At 59.3% G+C, this 16,448-nt stretch carries 17 protein-coding genes; 8 read left to right on the forward strand and 9 right to left on the reverse strand.

From position 1 onward, the window contains the following. The 6 genes from DHN60_RS17660 to lpxK all read left to right on the forward strand — a co-directional run. The coding region (locus tag DHN60_RS17660; protein ID WP_159089279.1) for an integrase core domain-containing protein at positions 1-417 on the forward strand (417 nt) is incomplete at its 5' end. 560 nt (positions 418-977) lie between these two features. Then, complete coding sequence (locus tag DHN60_RS17665) at positions 978-2,327, forward strand: TldD/PmbA family protein (protein ID WP_108838650.1); 1,350 nt, start codon at positions 978-980, stop codon at positions 2,325-2,327. Beyond that, positions 2,314-3,099 carry a 3'(2'),5'-bisphosphate nucleotidase CysQ gene (locus DHN60_RS17670; protein ID WP_108838651.1) on the forward strand — a complete coding sequence of 262 codons (786 nt, stop codon included), beginning with the start codon at positions 2,314-2,316 and terminating at the stop codon, positions 3,097-3,099. The genes DHN60_RS17665 and DHN60_RS17670 overlap by 14 nt, the downstream gene beginning before the upstream one ends. 66 nt (positions 3,100-3,165) lie before the next feature. Next, positions 3,166-3,408: a DUF4170 domain-containing protein gene (locus tag DHN60_RS17675; RefSeq protein ID WP_108838652.1), complete on the forward strand. Its 243-nt coding sequence runs from the start codon at positions 3,166-3,168 to the stop codon at positions 3,406-3,408. Positions 3,409-3,416: 8 nt separating this feature from the next. Continuing rightward, on the forward strand, positions 3,417-4,637 hold the full coding sequence (locus tag DHN60_RS17680) for a 3-deoxy-D-manno-octulosonic acid transferase (RefSeq protein ID WP_108838653.1): 1,221 nt from the start codon (positions 3,417-3,419) through the stop codon (positions 4,635-4,637). Next, positions 4,637-5,629, forward strand: coding sequence for a tetraacyldisaccharide 4'-kinase (gene lpxK, locus DHN60_RS17685; RefSeq protein ID WP_108838654.1), 993 nt, complete (start codon positions 4,637-4,639; stop codon positions 5,627-5,629). Before DHN60_RS17680 ends, lpxK begins: the two co-directional genes overlap by 1 nt. A 41-nt stretch (positions 5,630-5,670) precedes the next feature. On the opposite strand, the gene DHN60_RS17690 is transcribed toward lpxK, so the two are convergent. Genes DHN60_RS17690 through DHN60_RS17700 form a run of 3 tightly spaced genes read right to left on the reverse strand, consistent with a single transcriptional unit; the run spans position 5,671 to position 8,011 of the window. Further along, positions 5,671-6,795 carry a CaiB/BaiF CoA-transferase family protein gene (locus DHN60_RS17690; protein ID WP_108838655.1) on the reverse strand — a complete coding sequence of 375 codons (1,125 nt, stop codon included), beginning with the start codon at positions 6,793-6,795 and terminating at the stop codon, positions 5,671-5,673. Next, positions 6,795-7,493 carry a DsbA family protein gene (locus DHN60_RS17695; RefSeq protein WP_108838656.1) on the reverse strand — a complete coding sequence of 233 codons (699 nt, stop codon included), beginning with the start codon at positions 7,491-7,493 and terminating at the stop codon, positions 6,795-6,797. Before DHN60_RS17695 ends, DHN60_RS17690 begins: the two co-directional genes overlap by 1 nt. Next, complete coding sequence (locus tag DHN60_RS17700) at positions 7,490-8,011, reverse strand: DUF721 domain-containing protein (RefSeq protein ID WP_108838657.1); 522 nt, start codon at positions 8,009-8,011, stop codon at positions 7,490-7,492. Before DHN60_RS17700 ends, DHN60_RS17695 begins: the two co-directional genes overlap by 4 nt. An 84-nt stretch (positions 8,012-8,095) precedes the next feature. Between DHN60_RS17700 and mutY the strand changes: the two genes are divergently transcribed. Together mutY and DHN60_RS17710 are read left to right on the forward strand one after the other, a co-directional pair. Further along, a complete protein-coding gene (gene mutY, locus DHN60_RS17705; RefSeq protein WP_108838658.1) occupies positions 8,096-9,133 on the forward strand; it encodes an A/G-specific adenine glycosylase in 1,038 nt (345 codons plus the stop codon). A gap of 77 nt (positions 9,134-9,210) precedes the next feature. Further along, the gene (locus DHN60_RS17710) at positions 9,211-10,347 is read left to right on the forward strand and encodes an alkane 1-monooxygenase (protein WP_108838710.1); all 1,137 of its coding nucleotides are present in this window, start codon (positions 9,211-9,213) and stop codon (positions 10,345-10,347) included. Between the two features lie 3 nt (positions 10,348-10,350). On the opposite strand, the gene DHN60_RS17715 is transcribed toward DHN60_RS17710, so the two are convergent. From DHN60_RS17715 to DHN60_RS17740, 6 genes are all read right to left on the reverse strand, one after another. Then, the gene (locus DHN60_RS17715) at positions 10,351-10,749 is read right to left on the reverse strand and encodes a cytochrome c (protein WP_108838659.1); all 399 of its coding nucleotides are present in this window, start codon (positions 10,747-10,749) and stop codon (positions 10,351-10,353) included. A gap of 100 nt (positions 10,750-10,849) precedes the next feature. Next, a complete protein-coding gene (locus DHN60_RS17720) occupies positions 10,850-12,490 on the reverse strand; it encodes a GMC family oxidoreductase (protein ID WP_108838660.1) in 1,641 nt (546 codons plus the stop codon). Then, entirely contained in the window at positions 12,481-12,960 is a 480-nt protein-coding gene (locus tag DHN60_RS17725; protein ID WP_108838661.1) for a gluconate 2-dehydrogenase subunit 3 family protein, read from the reverse strand. The genes DHN60_RS17720 and DHN60_RS17725 overlap by 10 nt, the downstream gene beginning before the upstream one ends. 61 nt (positions 12,961-13,021) lie before the next feature. Beyond that, the gene (locus tag DHN60_RS17730; RefSeq protein ID WP_108838662.1) at positions 13,022-13,564 is read right to left on the reverse strand and encodes a hypothetical protein; all 543 of its coding nucleotides are present in this window, start codon (positions 13,562-13,564) and stop codon (positions 13,022-13,024) included. Between the two features lie 224 nt (positions 13,565-13,788). Continuing rightward, the gene (locus DHN60_RS17735; RefSeq protein WP_108838663.1) at positions 13,789-15,141 is read right to left on the reverse strand and encodes an adenylate/guanylate cyclase domain-containing protein; all 1,353 of its coding nucleotides are present in this window, start codon (positions 15,139-15,141) and stop codon (positions 13,789-13,791) included. A 149-nt stretch (positions 15,142-15,290) separates the two neighbouring features. Then, on the reverse strand, positions 15,291-16,391 hold the full coding sequence (locus DHN60_RS17740) for a site-specific DNA-methyltransferase (protein WP_108838664.1): 1,101 nt from the start codon (positions 16,389-16,391) through the stop codon (positions 15,291-15,293). Positions 16,392-16,448: the final 57 nt, after the last annotated feature.

Below are 16,448 nucleotides of genomic sequence, written 5' to 3' on the forward strand. Positions count from 1 at the left end.
GAGCACAGCCGGGAATGTTTGGCGATCCGGGTGAAACGGAAGCTGAACTCGACCGAAGTCATCGACGCGCTGACAGACTTGTTTATCCTGCGCGGTGTTCCAGCTTACATACGATCCGACAATGGCCCGGAGTTCATTGCTGAGGCGGTAAGGAACTGGATTGCCGCCGTCGGTGCAAAGACCGCTTACATTGAGCCGGGATCGCCTTGGGAGAACGGATACTGCGAAAGCTTCAATGCCCGTCTCCGCGAGGAGCTGCTCAACGGCGAGGTCTTTTACTCGCTACGCGAAGCCCAAATCATCATCGAAAAATGGAGAAAACACTACAACACCAAACGACCCCACAGTGCACTGGGCTATCGCCCACCGGCACTGGAAACCATCATCCCGATGGAAACCACGCCAATCATGCACTAACATTCAAACTGGACCACTCAGGTGGGGCTGATCAACTGGGTGTGTCCGATAGTGAAATTATCTTGAAGTGGGCTGCTCTAAGCAATGTCACTACGGGACACAGTGGAGATTTTTTGTCCCGAAATGACAATATCAGAAGGAAAGCTAATCGCATGCTTTGCCAATTCCATTGGCAACAATCGCTATTGCACAACCATTCGTGCCGGCCGGATACCGTTAGGCCATAAGCTTCCTAGCTCCCTCTTTCCGTCATCGCGCCTTTGAACAAAGTGAGGATCGGACAACCAGCACGCGCCAATCTGGCAGGCTGGTGGCCCGGTATCAGTCGCGGCCGAATTAGGCGGTTTCGTCCCCGACGTGTCCCACACGGCGACTTCGCCCGATCTTCGCCAAAACACCTCAGAGCCAAGCCCGATTTTCTCTCAGGCATGCTGGTCACGCTTGCCCCGCCTCGCTGCGATAGGCAGCGTATTCGTTGATACGGCCGCTTTGGGGTCGCACGCCCTTGCACCTGAGAGCGTGCAGCGCTACCTGAAAGCGCATCTCATCGGAGCAGCCCAATGACCCCGTCCGACCTGTCCAGCCTGACCGCCCGCTTGATCGAGGCCGCCAAATCGGCTGGCGCAGACGCTTCGGATGCCATCGCGATCCAAGGTACATCCTTGTCCGTAGATGTACGCGAAGGCGCTTTGGAACAGGCCGAGCGGTCCGAAGGGATTGATCTGGGGCTACGTGTGTTTGTCGGCCAGAAGCAGGCCAATGTGTCCTCGTCCGACACCTCGGATCGAATTGTGGAGGAAATGGCTGCGCGGGCAGTGGCCATGGCACAGGAAGCCCCGGATGATCCGCATGCGGGCCTTGCCGCGCCAGACCAACTGGCAAGCGATTGGGATATGGCGGCGCTTGAGCTTTACGATGACACCCCCGAACCCAGTGCCGCCGACCTTCAGCAAGACGCGCTTGAGGCCGAGGCCGCAGCGATGGCTGTTCAGGGCGTCGAGCAGGTACAACAGGCCACCGGTGCCTATGGCGCTCGCGATATCTGGCTCGCAGCCTCTAACGGGTTTTCGGGTGGTTACCGGCGCACCGACCGGGCGCTCAGCTGTGTGGCTATTGCCGGTACCGGTGCCGGGATGGAGCGGGACTATGACGGCGACTCCCGAATATTTCAGTCTGATTTGCGGGCAGCAGCCGATATTGGACAGAATGCTGGCACCCGCGCCGTTGAACGCGTGGGCGCGCGCAAACCTCCGACAGGCGCTTATCCGGTTCTGTTTGATGAACGCATCTCTTCGTCCCTGATCGGGCACTTGTTGGTCGCAGCAAACGGCAGCAGCGTTGCGCGCGGGGCTTCGTGGTTGCGCGATCTGCTGGGCCAACAGGTCCTGCCCGTTGGGCTGAACCTGATCGAAGACCCGCACCGACCACGTACCACAGGCACACGCCCCTTTGACGCCGAAGGCCTGCCCACCCGTCGCCGAGCCATCGTTGAGGATGGCGTGCTAACGGGGTGGACCCTTGATCTGGCCACCGGGCGCAAGCTGGGTATGCCCTCGACCGGGAACGCGGCGCGCGGGACGGCCTCGCCCCCTTCTCCGTCCACATGGAACGTAACGCTGGATTCCGGCACCGTCAGCCGCGCTGACCTGATCCGGGACATGGGCACCGGCTTGCTCGTGACCTCGATGATCGGATCCACCATCAACCCCAACACCGGAGACTATTCACGCGGCGCCGCTGGGATTTGGGTGGAAAACGGTGAACTCACCTATCCGGTGAACGAATGCACCATTGCAGGCAGCTTGCCAGACATGCTGCGAGCTATGGTTCCTGCCAACGACGCCCGCACGCACCTGAGCCGGGTTGTGCCATCACTGCTCGTGTCCGGAATGACCCTTGCCGGCAGCTGATCTGCCCTTATTGGTCGATGCCGCGCGCATGGCGGGGCGGGTCGCCACGTCCTTTGTCGGGCCATCTGCACGGCGCTGGGACAAACCCGGCGATGCAGGGCCAGTGACCGAGGCCGATCTGGCCGTAAACGATATGCTGATGTCGACCTTGCGCACTGCGCGGCCTGACTATGGCTGGCTATCGGAGGAGACCGAGGATTCCGATGCGCGCCTTGGTCAGGATACGGTGTTCATCATCGACCCCATCGACGGCACGCGCAATTTTGTCGAAGGCGGCCGGACGTGGGCGATCTCCATCGCGGTCGCCCATGCGGGTGAAGTGACTGCGGCAGCGATCTTTCTGCCGATGCATGACAAACTCTATGCCGCCGGGCTTGGGGCGGGCGCGACGCTGAACGGGGCACCCATTCGTGCAAGTAGCGCGCCGATGTCCCCCGACAGCACTGTGTTGGCCGCGCGCCCCAGCTTTGATGACAAGAACTGGATCGGTCCAACGCCGGACATGGAACGCCATTATCGTCCGTCGCTGGCCTATCGCCTGGCGCTGGTGGGAGAAGGGCGTTTTGACGGAATGCTGACGCTGCGCCCCACATGGGAATGGGACATCGCCGCAGGCGCGCTGATCGTCGCGCAGGCTGGCGGCAAGATCAGCGACCGCGAAGGGGTGCCACTGCTGTTCAACAACCAGCGCCCGACACTGAACGGAGTTGTAGCTGCAGGCGACGCCCTGCACGGGCCCCTTGTTGGCAGACTTGTACCGCAGTCCGCTTGACCCCTCGCACCAGATGCGCAAACTGTCGCCCATTGGCCCAGACCCCAGACATCAAAGGAAAACCCCATGACCCAGCGCTTGCATCTCGTCTTTGGTGGCGAATTGGTGGACCCCTCGAAAAACGTGTTCAAGGATGTGGACGCGCTGCACGTGGTCGGGATTTTCCCGGACTACGCATCGGCCTTTGACGCTTGGAAATCCGAGGCGCACCGTACGGTCGACAACGCTCACATGCGCTACTACATCGCGCATCTGCACCGCCTGCGGGACGAAGAAAATGCGGCCACTGCAACCGAAGAGCTGGGCTGAGGTCCGCAATGCGCGACTCCCTTGGGTTGGCAGCGTATCGGACATTGTCCGGGCGGCGCGCCGTCCCGGACTACGCTCCGGCACGTGACCGGCCCAGCGGAGAGGTCGTGTGGATCCACTCTTCCGAAGTGGGCAACACGCGCGCTATTGCAGACCTTGCGCTGCAATTGATCCGGGTGCGGCACGGCACCCATGTGGTTTTGACTCTGGCAGACAGTGACTTTGACCTCCCGGATGTCGAGGGCCTGCATGTTGTCGACCTGCCCGATGATCACCCGGCCACAGCGCGCGCCTTCATCGCGCATTGGCGGCCTGATGTGGTCATATGGGCTTGGGGTGACTTACAACCCAACTTGATTCTAGAGGCCGCCGACAACGGCGCGCACATGATGTTGATCGACGCAGCCAGCGACGGATTTGACGGAAGGCGCGACCGCTGGTTGCCCGAAGTGCCCAAGCGTCTTCTGGCCACGTTTGACCATGTGATTGCCCGCAATGAAGACGCGCGAGACCGATTGGTGCAAATGGGTCGCTCAAAACAGCGTATCGAACTGGGCAGCCCCTTGTATCCATCTGGTGAGATGCTGCCAGCCAATGACACCGACATCGCTGACGTCACCGACGCTCTTGCGGGTCGTCCCACATGGCTTTCTGCGCACACCGCGCGGGCAGAGGGGCGTATTCTTGTGGGAGCACACAGGCTGGCCGTTCGCACTTCTCACCGCCTTTTGTTGATCCTGCACGCCACCTCTACCGCTGACAGCGCCCATTTCATGGATCTGACCCGCACGGCAGACATGCGGGCCGTCTATTGGGGCGATGGGCAGTTGCCTGACGACAATTGTCAGGTGTTGGTGGTCGATGCGGACGACGAATTGGGGCTCTGGCTGCGTATTGCTCCGGTCACATTTCTGGGTGGCTCATTGAAACCCGAGCACAGCGTCTTTGACCCCTACATCGCCGCTGCTCACGGCTCTGCTTTAATATACGGACCAAACTTGGGGGCGCATTCCGACGCAATCGCCCGGCTGGTGAGGGCGCGTGCGGCGCGCATGGTCAGTGACAAAGCCGCCCTTGGGCGGGCAATCAGCCAGATCACTGCGCCGGATCAGGCCGCCTTGATGGCAATGGCCGGCTGGGACGTGGTCACCAAGGCCGCGATCAGCCTTGATCGTGTGATTGACCTGACCCAGTCTCATCTGGATGCCATTGACGGCGGGATTGCTTAATGCGTGCGCCTGACTTCTGGACCTCGCAAAAGGGTGCGCAGGACTGGCGCGCACGCTTGTTGTCACCGCTAGGCACGCTTTATGCACAAGCGACCGCTCGGCGTCTGGCCAAGGGCACCCGCTACGATCCTGGCATCCCGGTAATTTGCGTCGGCAACATCAATGCGGGTGGCACGGGCAAGACCCCGACAGTGATGGCGCTGATCGAGCGACTTCAAGGCGCGTTTCACACCCCGCATATCGTCAGCCGTGGCTATGGCGGATCACTGGAAGGCCCGGTCGAAGTTGACCCGGCCAAGCACAACGCGACCCAAGTGGGAGACGAACCACTGTTGCTGTCCGCATTCGCGCGCACCTGGGTCGCGCGCGACCGCGCAGCAGGGGCCAAGGCGGCAAAGGCGGCGGGTGCCAGTGTGATCGTTCTGGATGATGGGTTTCAAAACCCCGCGCTGTCATACGCATTGTCCATTGTCGTGGTCGATGCCCAAACTGGCTTTGGCAACGGGTTGTGTCTGCCTGCCGGGCCGCTCCGCGAACCCGCAGACTTGGGACTAAAGCGCGCCGACCTGTTAGTCTCGATTGGCCCGGACAAGGCGCAGACTCAGTTCGACGCCACGCCCCTGCCCGAGAACCTTCCCCACCTGCGCGCGCACCTTGCCCCCCTGCAAACCGGGATGGACTGGACAGATGCACCGATCATCGCCTTCGCCGGCATCGGGCGACCGCAAAAATTCTTTGATACTTTGCGCGATCTTGGGGCCAACTTGATCCGATCCGAGGCCTTGGGCGATCACCAACCCCTCTCTCAGGCCTTTCTCACACGTTTGGAAGCGGAGGCAAAACTGCGCGGCGCGCAACTGGTCACAACCGAAAAAGACGCTGTGCGCCTGCCGTCCTCATTCCGGGCCAAGGTGATCACGCTACCCGTGCGGCTACAGTTCGACGATGCCACGGCGCTCGATACAGCACTCGACGCCCTTAAAGCCACGTAATCTTATCTGCCTCAAAAAATCCCACCGGATGCAAAATATCGTCAGGCGTCGTCCTCACCCAGTTTCGGTGCGGGCCGGTCGAAGGAAAGTTCTGTGTCCGAAAACCGGATCGGCGTGCGGATGCCCGGCACTCCATCTGTCTCGATCTGCAAGCCGCGAGCCTGCACCTGAGGGTCGGCCATCACCTCGGCCATGTTGTTGATCGGCCCGGCGGGCACTCCGCGCGACTCGCAAGCAGCCAGAAGATCAGCACGGGTGCGCAACAGCGTGGCCGCAGTCAATCGCCGGGTCATCTCGTCCCGGTTCGCCACGCGGTCGGAATTGCGCAGAAATTCCGGTGCGCTCACCATCTCATCCAACCCCAGCAGTTCACACAAGCGCGCATACTGTCCGTCGTTCCCTGTCGCGATGATGATATGCCCGTCCGCACAATCAAAAACCTGATAGGGGGTTAGATTCACATGCGCATTGCCCATTCGCCCGGGGACGATGCCGCTGGTCAGGTAGTTCATCCCCTGATTTGACGTCATGGCCACCGCCACATCCAGCAAAGCCATGTCCACTTGCTGGCCCTTGCCCGTTTGGGCGCGCTCATGAAGGGCGGCCAGAATTCCGGTGGTGGCGTAGACACCGGTGAACAGGTCCGTAATTGCGACACCCGATTTCTGCGGCTGCCCTTCAGGATCACCCGTCACAGACATCAGACCCGACATGCCCTGCACGATGAAATCATAGCCTGCGCGTGGTGCGTAAGGGCCAGTTTGGCCAAAACCCGTGATCGAGCAGTAGATCAGGCCCGGAAACTGATCCTTGAGGCTTGGATAATCCAACCCGTATTTGGCCAGCCCGCCAACCTTGAAATTTTCGATCAGAATGTCGGCGCCGTCCAGCAACTCAAGCAAGCGCGCTTTGCCCGCAGGGTCCTTGAAATCGATGGTAACCGAGGCTTTGCCCCGATTGGTCGAATGAAAGTAGGCCGCCGACACATCGTCGCCGCGCGTCACAAAGGGTGGGCCCCACTGTCGCGTGTCATCGCCACGCGGGGCCTCAACCTTGATGACTTCGGCGCCCAGATCAGCAAGCGTCTGACCGGCCCAAGGACCCGCCAGCACACGCGCCAATTCAATCACGCGCAGCCCGGCGAGAGGGCCAGCCGAGGCAGACATCAGCTGCCAGCCGCTTCGTCGATCAGGCTCATCATTTCTGGATAGGCCATGTTATTGTAGGTCGTCCCGTCAATGACAAAGCTGGGTGTTGACTGGATGCCATCTTCTGCCGCGTTCTCCTGATACCACGCGACAAGCGTGCGCAGGTTGTCAGCGTCTGTCAGGCACGCTTCAAGAGTTTCACCATCAAGTCCGGCCAAACGCCCGATTTTGCGCAATTCATCCGCGATCATCGCAGGATCACCGCCACCGGCACGTGCCCACTCACTTTGTGTCGCATAGAGCATATCGGTGATGCCAAAGAACGCCTCTGGCGTGCCAGCGCAGCGCGCGATGGACGAGGCCCACAGACCAAAGCGGTCAAAGTAGACTTCGCGGTAGATGAAGTTGATCTTTCCGGTGTCGATGTAATCGGCCTTGAGCTGCTTGTAGTTGCCCGTATGGAACGTTGCGCAATGCGGGCAGGTATAGCTGGCGTATTCGATCACGGTGACGGGCGCGTCGGGGTTGCCCAGCTGCATTTCCACCACTGTTGAGGTATCGACATCAGCCTCAGCGGTCTGGGCGTTGGCCGCGCCCAACAGGCGCTCTGCCTGTGCTTGTTGCTGTGGCGTCTGACCACCACTGTTCATGGAGTCATACCAGAAATATCCGGCCAAACCGATGGCTATGGCCAGTCCGGCGATAATGCGATTCATGTGCGTGTTCCTTGTTTTTCTTTTGTGAGTATGTTGGCACCCAGCCGTTCAAGCGCGGCGCGCAGCCCATCATCTGTCACCGGGGCGACCACATGGCTGGCGGCCTTGTGCATTTCAGGCGCGGGATCGGGTGGTGTTGTGTCCTTGGGTTTGTGACCAAAGGCAACGCGCCCTTCGGCAAAACCGGAGGAAGCCGTTTGCGTGATCCGGATGCGGGCGATGGCGTTATAGCCATAAACCGCATTCACCTTTTCACGCAGTTGTTCTTTTTGCATCTCAAGCATCGGGGCCTGCGCACCGGTGGTCAGTAGCGTCAGCGTCGCCCCCATGCCACCGCGTCCATAGCTGACCTCAACCGGGCGAGATACCTCGGCCACATCTGCGCCCGCCACTTCGGCCCAATCGGTCAGCAAGCGGCTTTGCGCAAATCCCCGGCTTTCGCTCGCCGCACGGATTCGTCCCGTCAACAACGTTGACGTGCGTTTGAACCCTTTTGTACTGGCGCGGCGCGGGGCCATGGCTATGTTCCTTTTCACTTGGATGTGAACATAGGCGATCAGGACCTGTGCAACCAGACAAGAGCGCACATGGGGGCATAAATCTTGCGTGACCTGAGCGATGAACTTCTGGGCTGGTATGATGTGCACGCGCGCGCCATGCCGTGGCGCGTGCCGCCCGCTGACAAAAAGGCAGGTGTACGACCCGACCCTTACGCGGTGTGGATGTCGGAGATCATGCTGCAACAGACTACGGTTGCTGCGGTCTCTGCCTATTTCCACAGGTTCATGGCACGCTGGCCCACGGTTGGGGATCTGGCGGCCGCGCAAGACGCCGATGTCATGGGCGAATGGGCCGGCCTTGGATATTACGCCCGCGCGCGTAACCTTTTGAAATGCGCACGTGCCGTGGTGGCGGAACATAACGGCCAGTTCCCGGCCGATCACGCAGCCTTGCTCAAGCTGCCCGGCATTGGGCCCTACACTGCGGCGGCGATCTCCTCCATTGCCTTTGATCTGCGCCACACTGTCGTGGACGGCAACGTCGAACGGGTGATGGCACGGATGTTTGACGAACATACACCACTGCCTGCGGCCAAACCCATCCTGACAACCCATGCCGAGAACCTGACGCCCAACAAGCGCCCCGGCGATTACGCACAAGCGGTCATGGACCTTGGGGCCACGATCTGTTCACCCAAGTCGCCAGCCTGTGGCATCTGTCCGTGGCGCGACCCTTGCGCAGCACGAGCGGCGGGAACGGCTGCCGATCTGCCAAAGAAGACACCCAAAAAGGCTAAACCAGTGCGCCATGGCACCGTCTACCTTGCCCGGCGCAGCGATGGCGCGTGGTTGCTGGAGACTCGGCCCGAAAGCGGATTGCTTGGGGGGATGCTTGGTTGGCCGGGATCAGATTGGATTGATGCGAGCCTGCCGCGCCCTGCGAATGCGCCGCTTAGCGCTGACTGGGCTAAGGTGGACGGAGAGGTACGGCATACCTTCACACACTTCCACCTGATCCTCGATGTGATGGTGGCCACCGTAGAGGACGACACCCAAGGCGCATTCCTGCCCCGCGACAAATTTCGCCCCTCTGACCTGCCCACGGTGATGCGCAAAGCCTACGATCTGGCGCAGAAATGAGGCGTGGCGCTGGGTCAGACTTGGCAGATGCATGCGGCGGGTCGTATAAATCCGAGGCGCGCGAAGAAGGAACATCCATGACCCTGCCCCCCCAGACCGTGGCCAAACTGGCGAATGCCCTGCCCTTTGCCATGTCATTTCTTCTGATTCCGCTGGCCTATCTGGGGGCTGCGTACGGCGGCTGGCTGATCCTGCTTTTGCCGATCGCCACGTGGTACCTGTTTTCCGTCCTTGATCTGGCCGTCGGGCTAAACACTGACAACGCTGACCTGGACACGTCCGAAGAGGACATGTTCTGGTACCGCGCCATCACCCTTGTCTGGGCACCAGCGCAATTTGTGATGCTGTTTTCGTTAATCGCCTATGTGGCCCCGGCGACGCACCTGACGGGGCTGGAAAAGTTCGGCGTTTTCTTTGGCGTTGGCGTGATCAGCGGCACGGTGGGGATCAACTACAGCCACGAGCTAATGCACCAGAAAAACAAGATTGAACGCTGGCTGGCTGACTTCCTGCTGGCAATGGTGCTCTATTCTCATTTCCGGTCCGAACACCTTCTGGTGCATCACCGCTATGTTGGCACGCCGCGTGATCCGGTAACGGCGCGCATGAACGAGAGCTTTTACCGCTTTTATCCGCGCGTTCTGCACCAGTGTTTCTGGTCGGCATGGGGCGCGGAAAAGGCGATGTTGGCGCGCAAAGACCTGCCTGCGACAGACTTTTCCAACCCGTTTTGGAAGTACGGCGCGCTGCAACTGGCCTTTGTGCTGTTGGCCTTTGTGCTTGGGGGCTGGGTCGGTGTTGTCCTTTTCGCGGTGCAGGCGGGCGTGGCCATCTGGCAGCTGGAACTGGTCAACTACATCGAACATTACGGGCTGACGCGTAAACATCTGGGCGATGGGAAATACGAACACACTCAACCCCGCCATTCATGGAATTCAGCGCAAAAGGCATCGAACTGGCTGCTGATCAACCTGCAACGCCACTCCGATCATCACTACAAGCCAGATCGCCGCTTTCCCGTCTTGCAAAACTATACCGAGGCCGACGCCCCGCAATTGCCCTATGGCTATTCAGTGATGACCATCGCGGCGATGATGCCACGCATCTGGCGCCGTGTGATGAACCCACGCGTGCACAAATGGCGGGGCATGTACTACCCCGAAATCACCGACTGGAAAGCCTATAACAAGGCAACCAACCCGCTGCCGCGCTAGACGCTATTCCTGCAGCGTCCTTAAGTAGGCGAGCAGATCCACGACCGGTGAACTTGTCATGATCGGTTGGCCCGTTTCGGCCTTGAGCGGTACGCTGTCGATATCAAAGAACGACCCATAAACCGGCATCATTGATCCATGACTGACCAACGGGTCCCGCCCATCGATGCGCATCACAATGCGAGCAACCGGAAACACCCCCCCATTCTGAGCGGTCAGCTGGCTCAGGTCAGTGGGCTGGACCAGTAGCGCAGGCGCCATGGGACCGTCGCCATAGGCATCCAGACCATGACAGACCGCGCAGTGGGTCTCAAAAACCTGTTTTCCGTTTTTGGCATCTTCGGACCATGCCGCACCGCACAACGCGGATATCGCGGCTACGCACGTGATCAAGAGTTTCATCAACGGTCTCCTCATCTGATTGATACCCTCATAATACCCCGATTGAATCAGGGCTGACCTGATCCGGATCAATTTCACGCAGAAAAACTGTGCAGTGGTTTCAGGCGATCAGTCGATCCGCGAGGCGGACGGCTAGCGCCTGAATGGTCATCGCCGGGGCCTCTCCTCCGCCGCTGCTGGGAAAGACACTGGCGTCAGCAATATATAGATTTTCGACGTCATGCGCGCGTCCGAACGCATCCACCACGGATGTCGTCGGATCATCGCCCATGCGGCAGGTGCCAAAGGCGTGGGTGGCGGTAAAGCTGTCCCATGAACCGTATTCTTCGCGAACTTCCTCAACACCCGCCGCTGCCAACAGGGCACGGCACTGACCGGCCATGAAGCGTAACAGTGCAAGTGAATGGTCGCTCAAAACTGAATTGATCTGGGCGACGGGCACGCCCGCATCGTCCACCTGCTTAGGATCAAGTGCGACAAAGCTGCGGGCATCCGGGATCGTCTCACCCGTTCCAGAGACCGAGATGGCGGAGCCGAAATCGCGCCACATCTGCGCCTTGAACGCCGCCCCATAGCCATCCACCACGCGGCTGGCATAAGCGACGGGTCCCATCAGTCCTACCTCTTGGGTCGAGGCCGTAAAGCGGCACCCCCCTGCAACGCCCGGCACCGAACCGGGACTGTTGTAGGTCCATGATACGGCGTCCGCTGGCAATCCTTTGTGCGAATTCCTAAGCCCTGCGCGCAGCCCCGCACTGGTCCATCCCAGCGTCTCCATGAAATTACGACCGACCTGCCCCGAACTGTTCGCTAGGTCACTTGCCAGAAGCAGGCGCGGGGTTTGTACGGCTCCGGCGGCTAGGATCAGGATTGGTGTGTCCAGTTCGAAAGGCGCCCCGCCCCGCACCCCAGTCACAGAGCGTATGCGCCCGCCCGCTCCGGCGATCAGCCGCGTCACCTGTGCATCAGTCCAGATGGTCAGAAGGCCCGTTGCCTCAGCTTTGCGGATGAAGGTGACATCCGCCGATCCCTTGTCTCCCAGCGGGCAGCCGCGCGAACAGTTGCCGCAATAGTTGCAGTTGGGCCGCCCATCCTTGGGCTCGGACAAGGCCGCGCGGGTGTTGGGTTCCCAGATCACGCCCAATTGCTCGCCCGCCTCTACCAATGCGCGCGCAGAGGTGCTGAGCGGGTGGGCCGGTTGCAAATGCGCATCCGAGGGCCAGCGCGGGCTTGGGGATGGGGCACCTGCCACGCCGATCTCGGCCTCGCATGTCACATAGAGCGGTTCGAGATCATCAAAGCTAAGCGGCCAGTCCGCCCCAACCCCTTGATCCGATGCGAGGTGGAAAGAGGATGGATTCAGTCTGTGCGCTTCGCCAACATAATGCAGCGTGCTGCCACCAACACCCTGAACATGCGAATAGCCTGCGGCACTTGGCACCCGCACCGGGTTGTTAAAAAGCCGGCCCGATACCGTGTTCCATGTGGCCAGGTCCACGTCTTCCGGATCCAGCGTGCCCAGATCGCCGTAGGATACGGCACCCTGTGAATTGGGCTTTGTCGGAAACCCGCGTCGTTCCCAATCTGCATTTGTCAGGGGATAGTCGACAGACGGATCAAATCGCGGTCCAGCCTCAAGGATGAGAACGCGCAGCCCGTGGCCGCACAACCGCCATGCCGCCGCGGCGCCCCCCGCGCCTGCACCGATAATTACAGCATCATATTTCCCATCTACTGCCATGGCGGGGGATATCCGGCAGGTTGGGGGGCGGTGTTCAGGCCAAAGGCACGCGCCACTTCAGGTTTGGAGTAATAGAATTCGACCCCCGTCAGACGCACGAGTAGAAAAAAGCGGCCCGGCAGCGTATCGCGATCCGCCGTGCTCATCCATTCCACGACGCGCTCTTGGTCGGACAGGGACAGCGTGTGGAAAGGCCCGCGACCTGTCTTGTTCAACCACTGTGTTCCGACGGCGAGAAACTGACCGAACTGCGGGGACTCGCTGGCAAAATCGACAAGATCGCCCGCCACATTTAGCGCGCTGGCCGCAGGTGTCAGATCATCTGCGGGCAAGAGTACGTCAAGGTAGGCGCTTAGGGTTTGTTCATCTATCTGGTAAGATGCCCCGGACACCTGCTGTGCTAGCGCATGACCGGAAAGACTAGCCGCAAGCGCACTCAACAAAACGCGCCTGCGAGAGATCGACAGCATTTCACACCCTTTGATGTCTGCGGTCAGAGGCGACGTCGCCTATTGCCAGCAGTCTTCGACCTTAATCGAAAATAGGAGAGTCAATAACATCCCCAACGATTGGGTCATCACTTGCAGCCGGTACGGTTTCTTCATCGAGTGACAGCTTACCGATCGAGTGAAGGGTCAGATAACCCTCATAGGTCTGATCAAAGAAGATATCCGCTCCTACCGCAACGAATTCTCCGTTTACGCCAGCGACTGCAAAGGGCTGATCAATCTTGAAACTGTAGCCAAAGCCAAGTTCCGCTTGCGCATCATCGTCGCCAATTAGGCCGGTCAATTTGATCTTGTCGAATGAGAACCCGTCAGTGAATCCAAAATGCGCCGACAGTTTCGCTCCTGTGACGTCTTCATCCACGTCAATATCGCCATAGGCCACGCCCAGAATGCCTTCGACACCCTGTCCCCGCGACCCAAACGTCCAGGACAAACCGGCAAACAGCGTTGTGTCGCTTTTTCCGACAAGGGTCGTTGTGGGTGGGGCTGCGAGACTACCGGCCAAAGTTGCTGTTGGAACAGCCAACATCAAAGCGATGGCGGCCAAAATACGACTAAGAAACATAGCTCTTTCCCTTTTATCTTTATCAAAAAATATGAGGCGTAATACGCGCTCAAGGATCGTTCTGTACCCTTATGAAGTAGCTGATAAACAAGGAGAAGTCACTTGGTTCCTCGCAGAGTTAACTCAAGTTGCACTATACTTGTCACAAATTTGTGCGCTCAAAGAGCACCGGAGGGCGGCGCTTCGAGAATCCGACGCTGTTCGCTCGGGCAAAGCCCTCGGCGTCATGGCTGCACCCAGATTGGCACCGGCTGCGCCACGCCACGCACGCTCTGATCCGGACCACGCTGCCAGTCCGCTTCGCCGCCCGCAGCAGTCACGATCGCATCACTGGCGACCACCTGCACATTCAGTGCGCGTGTCAGCCCCTCTAACCGGCTGGCAAGGTTCACCGTGTCACCAAGCACCGCAAACTCAAGCCGGTTTGCCCCGATATCCCCCAAAACCACCTGCCCGTAGTGCAGGCCAAAGCGGGCATCGATACCGGGCAGGCCTGCCTTTTGACGGTCCGCATTCAGAGCCTGCATCCGCCGTACCATGGCCCGAACACAAGCCAGCGCCCTTTCCGCATCATCCGGTTTGGGCAAGGGGGTGCCAAAGCTGGCCATCAATCCGTCGCCCAGATACTTGTCCAGCGTTCCACCATGCGCGAACACTTCGCTCTCCATCTCTCGGTGAAAGATGCGCAAGGTGTCGATGACTTCCTGCGGCGAACGGCCATCGGCATAGGTCGTGAACCCGACAATATCGACAAACAGGATGGCCGCATCATGGGTGCGCACCTTGCCCAACGGTTCATCCTTTTGGGACAGTTCATCCACGACCGTCGGTGAAAAATAGCGCGACAGGTTCGCGCGTTCCCGTGCCATCTCGGCACTGTCGAGCACGAGGTTCTGATAGCGGCGCACGGTCACGGCAAGGATGCAGGCAACGATGAAGAAGACGACAACTTCCTGAATGCGAAGATCCCAATGAACAAGGTTGGGATCCAATTGCACGGCAAGATCAGGATATTGGGGGAACATCATTGCGGCGCCCTCGCTCGCTTGCGGATCATGCCGACCAAACCACCAGATACAGGTTGCCCCCAGCAACCACAGTGCCAGCGACCAGTTTCCAATCGCAATAATTGTGCGCCATGAATAGGTCAGCACGCCAGCGGCAAGGATGATGTAGAAATACTGGAAAACATCAAACTGGTAGATCAGCGCTGTTGGTACCTCGCGGTCCAGCAAAGGGTTTGGAACAAGCAACGCCAAAGTCATGACCAACAGGTCCAAAAATAGCAGTACAAGTTCCGCGCCAGACTGACCCACTTGCCCGACGTAGCGCTGGGCCAATCCGATCAACGCCAAGCAAAACAAAAGCCCATGATACCAGATCACATCCCAATTGGGGTTCAGGAAAACCAACAAGACAGCCGTCGCGCCTAACGCAACCAAGCGCGCCTTGACGGCCAGTTCCATGCCTTCGCGCTTGTTGCGTTCCAGTGCCTCCTGCGCGTGACGGTGTATGGGGCGCGATTGCACGTCCGATCCACGCGCATCCACCAAGTTTGCAGTCTTGCCTTGATCCATCTTCGTGCGCCTCGCGACTGTGATCCCACCAATGTAATACGCATTAACAAAAAAGCCCCGCCAAAAGAGGCGGGGCAAGGTGAAGTGCCTATTGTCAGCCCTTTGACAAGGCCGCAGGCACCCGGCGGTGTTCAATTAGTTTTGAGGCTTCAGTCGTGCATTTCAGCCCTGATCTGTTGGCGCAGCACGTCAATGGGGACAACTTTGCCCTCGCGCTTAAAGCACCAGTAGGTCCAGCCATTGCAGCTGGGTGCGCCTTCCAGATGGGCCCCCACCTGATGGATCGACCCTTTGATATCGTCGCCGATCAACGTGCCGTCGGCACGGACCTTGGCCTTATGGCGCTTGTTCATGGAATACAGCTCTTCGCCCGGGCGCAGCATGCCGCGTTCGACCAATTGGCCAAAAGGCACGCGAGGCTCGGCCCGTTTGGAGGCAGAGACGCTCAGCGCCTCACGATCAAACTTGCGGACTTTTGCGATGCGTTTCTCGGCCACCTTGCGATAGGCCACTTCCCGCTCGATTCCGATGAATTCGCGGCCAAGCATCTTGGCGACAGCGCCCGTGGTGCCCGTGCCAAAGAACGGGTCCAACACGACATCGCCCGGATTGGTTGATCCAATCAGCACACGGTGCAACAGGCTTTCGGGTTTTTGGGTCGGATGGGCCTTGTCGCCCTGATCATCCTTGAGACGCTCATGCCCCGTGCAGATCGGCAGCACCCAGTCGCTGCGCATCTGAATGCCCTCATTCAGGGCTTTCAGAGCTTCATAGTTGAAGGTGTATTTGCTGGCTTCGGACTTACCCGCCCAAATCATCGTCTCGTGCGCATTGGTAAAGCGTTTGCCCCGGAAATTCGGCATCGGGTTTGACTTGCGCCAGACCACATCGTTCAAAATCCAGAACCCCTCGTCCTGAAGCGATGCCCCGACACGGAAGATATTGTGATAGCTTCCAATAACCCAGATCGCCCCATTCGGCTTGAGAAGACGTCGGGCGGCTTTCAGCCATGCAGTTGTGAACTCATCATAAGCCCGGAACGAATTGAATTGGTCCCAGTGATCATCCACAGCGTCGACTTTGGAGTTGTCAGGGCGATGAAGATCGCCTTTTAGCTGCAAATTATATGGCGGATCGGCAAAGATCAGATCAACAGAACCCTCAGGCAAACTGTTCATCACATCAATGCAGTCGCCCGCAATAATTTGGTTCAAGGGAAGCGCCTCGGCGCTCTTTACATGTTTCGTCATCTATCTGCCTCTGTCCCCGGTGCTTTTGCACTCGTTGGTTGATGGCAGGATGAGTCA

The organism is Tateyamaria sp. Alg231-49 (genome assembly GCF_900143535.1).
GTDB lineage: Bacteria > Pseudomonadota > Alphaproteobacteria > Rhodobacterales > Rhodobacteraceae > Tateyamaria.

Bases quoted from the DNA above. Each gene is read 5' to 3' on its own strand.
- DHN60_RS17665 (WP_108838650.1), top strand. From the start codon at position 978: ATGACCCCGTCCGACCTGTCCAGCCTGACCGCCCGCTTGATCGAGGCC.
- DHN60_RS17675 (WP_108838652.1), top strand. From the start codon at position 3,166: ATGACCCAGCGCTTGCATCTCGTCTTTGGTGGCGAATTGGTGGACCCC.
- DHN60_RS17680 (WP_108838653.1), top strand. From the start codon at position 3,417: ATGCGCGACTCCCTTGGGTTGGCAGCGTATCGGACATTGTCCGGGCGG.
- lpxK (WP_108838654.1), top strand. From the start codon at position 4,637: ATGCGTGCGCCTGACTTCTGGACCTCGCAAAAGGGTGCGCAGGACTGG.
- DHN60_RS17690 (WP_108838655.1), bottom strand. From the start codon at position 6,795: ATGTCTGCCTCGGCTGGCCCTCTCGCCGGGCTGCGCGTGATTGAATTG.
- DHN60_RS17695 (WP_108838656.1), bottom strand. From the start codon at position 7,493: ATGAATCGCATTATCGCCGGACTGGCCATAGCCATCGGTTTGGCCGGA.
- DHN60_RS17700 (WP_108838657.1), bottom strand. From the start codon at position 8,011: ATGGCCCCGCGCCGCGCCAGTACAAAAGGGTTCAAACGCACGTCAACG.
- DHN60_RS17710 (WP_108838710.1), top strand. From the start codon at position 9,211: ATGACCCTGCCCCCCCAGACCGTGGCCAAACTGGCGAATGCCCTGCCC.
- DHN60_RS17715 (WP_108838659.1), bottom strand. From the start codon at position 10,749: ATGAAACTCTTGATCACGTGCGTAGCCGCGATATCCGCGTTGTGCGGT.
- DHN60_RS17720 (WP_108838660.1), bottom strand. From the start codon at position 12,490: ATGGCAGTAGATGGGAAATATGATGCTGTAATTATCGGTGCAGGCGCG.
- DHN60_RS17725 (WP_108838661.1), bottom strand. From the start codon at position 12,960: ATGCTGTCGATCTCTCGCAGGCGCGTTTTGTTGAGTGCGCTTGCGGCT.
- DHN60_RS17730 (WP_108838662.1), bottom strand. From the start codon at position 13,564: ATGTTTCTTAGTCGTATTTTGGCCGCCATCGCTTTGATGTTGGCTGTT.
- DHN60_RS17735 (WP_108838663.1), bottom strand. From the start codon at position 15,141: ATGGATCAAGGCAAGACTGCAAACTTGGTGGATGCGCGTGGATCGGAC.
- DHN60_RS17740 (WP_108838664.1), bottom strand. From the start codon at position 16,391: ATGACGAAACATGTAAAGAGCGCCGAGGCGCTTCCCTTGAACCAAATT.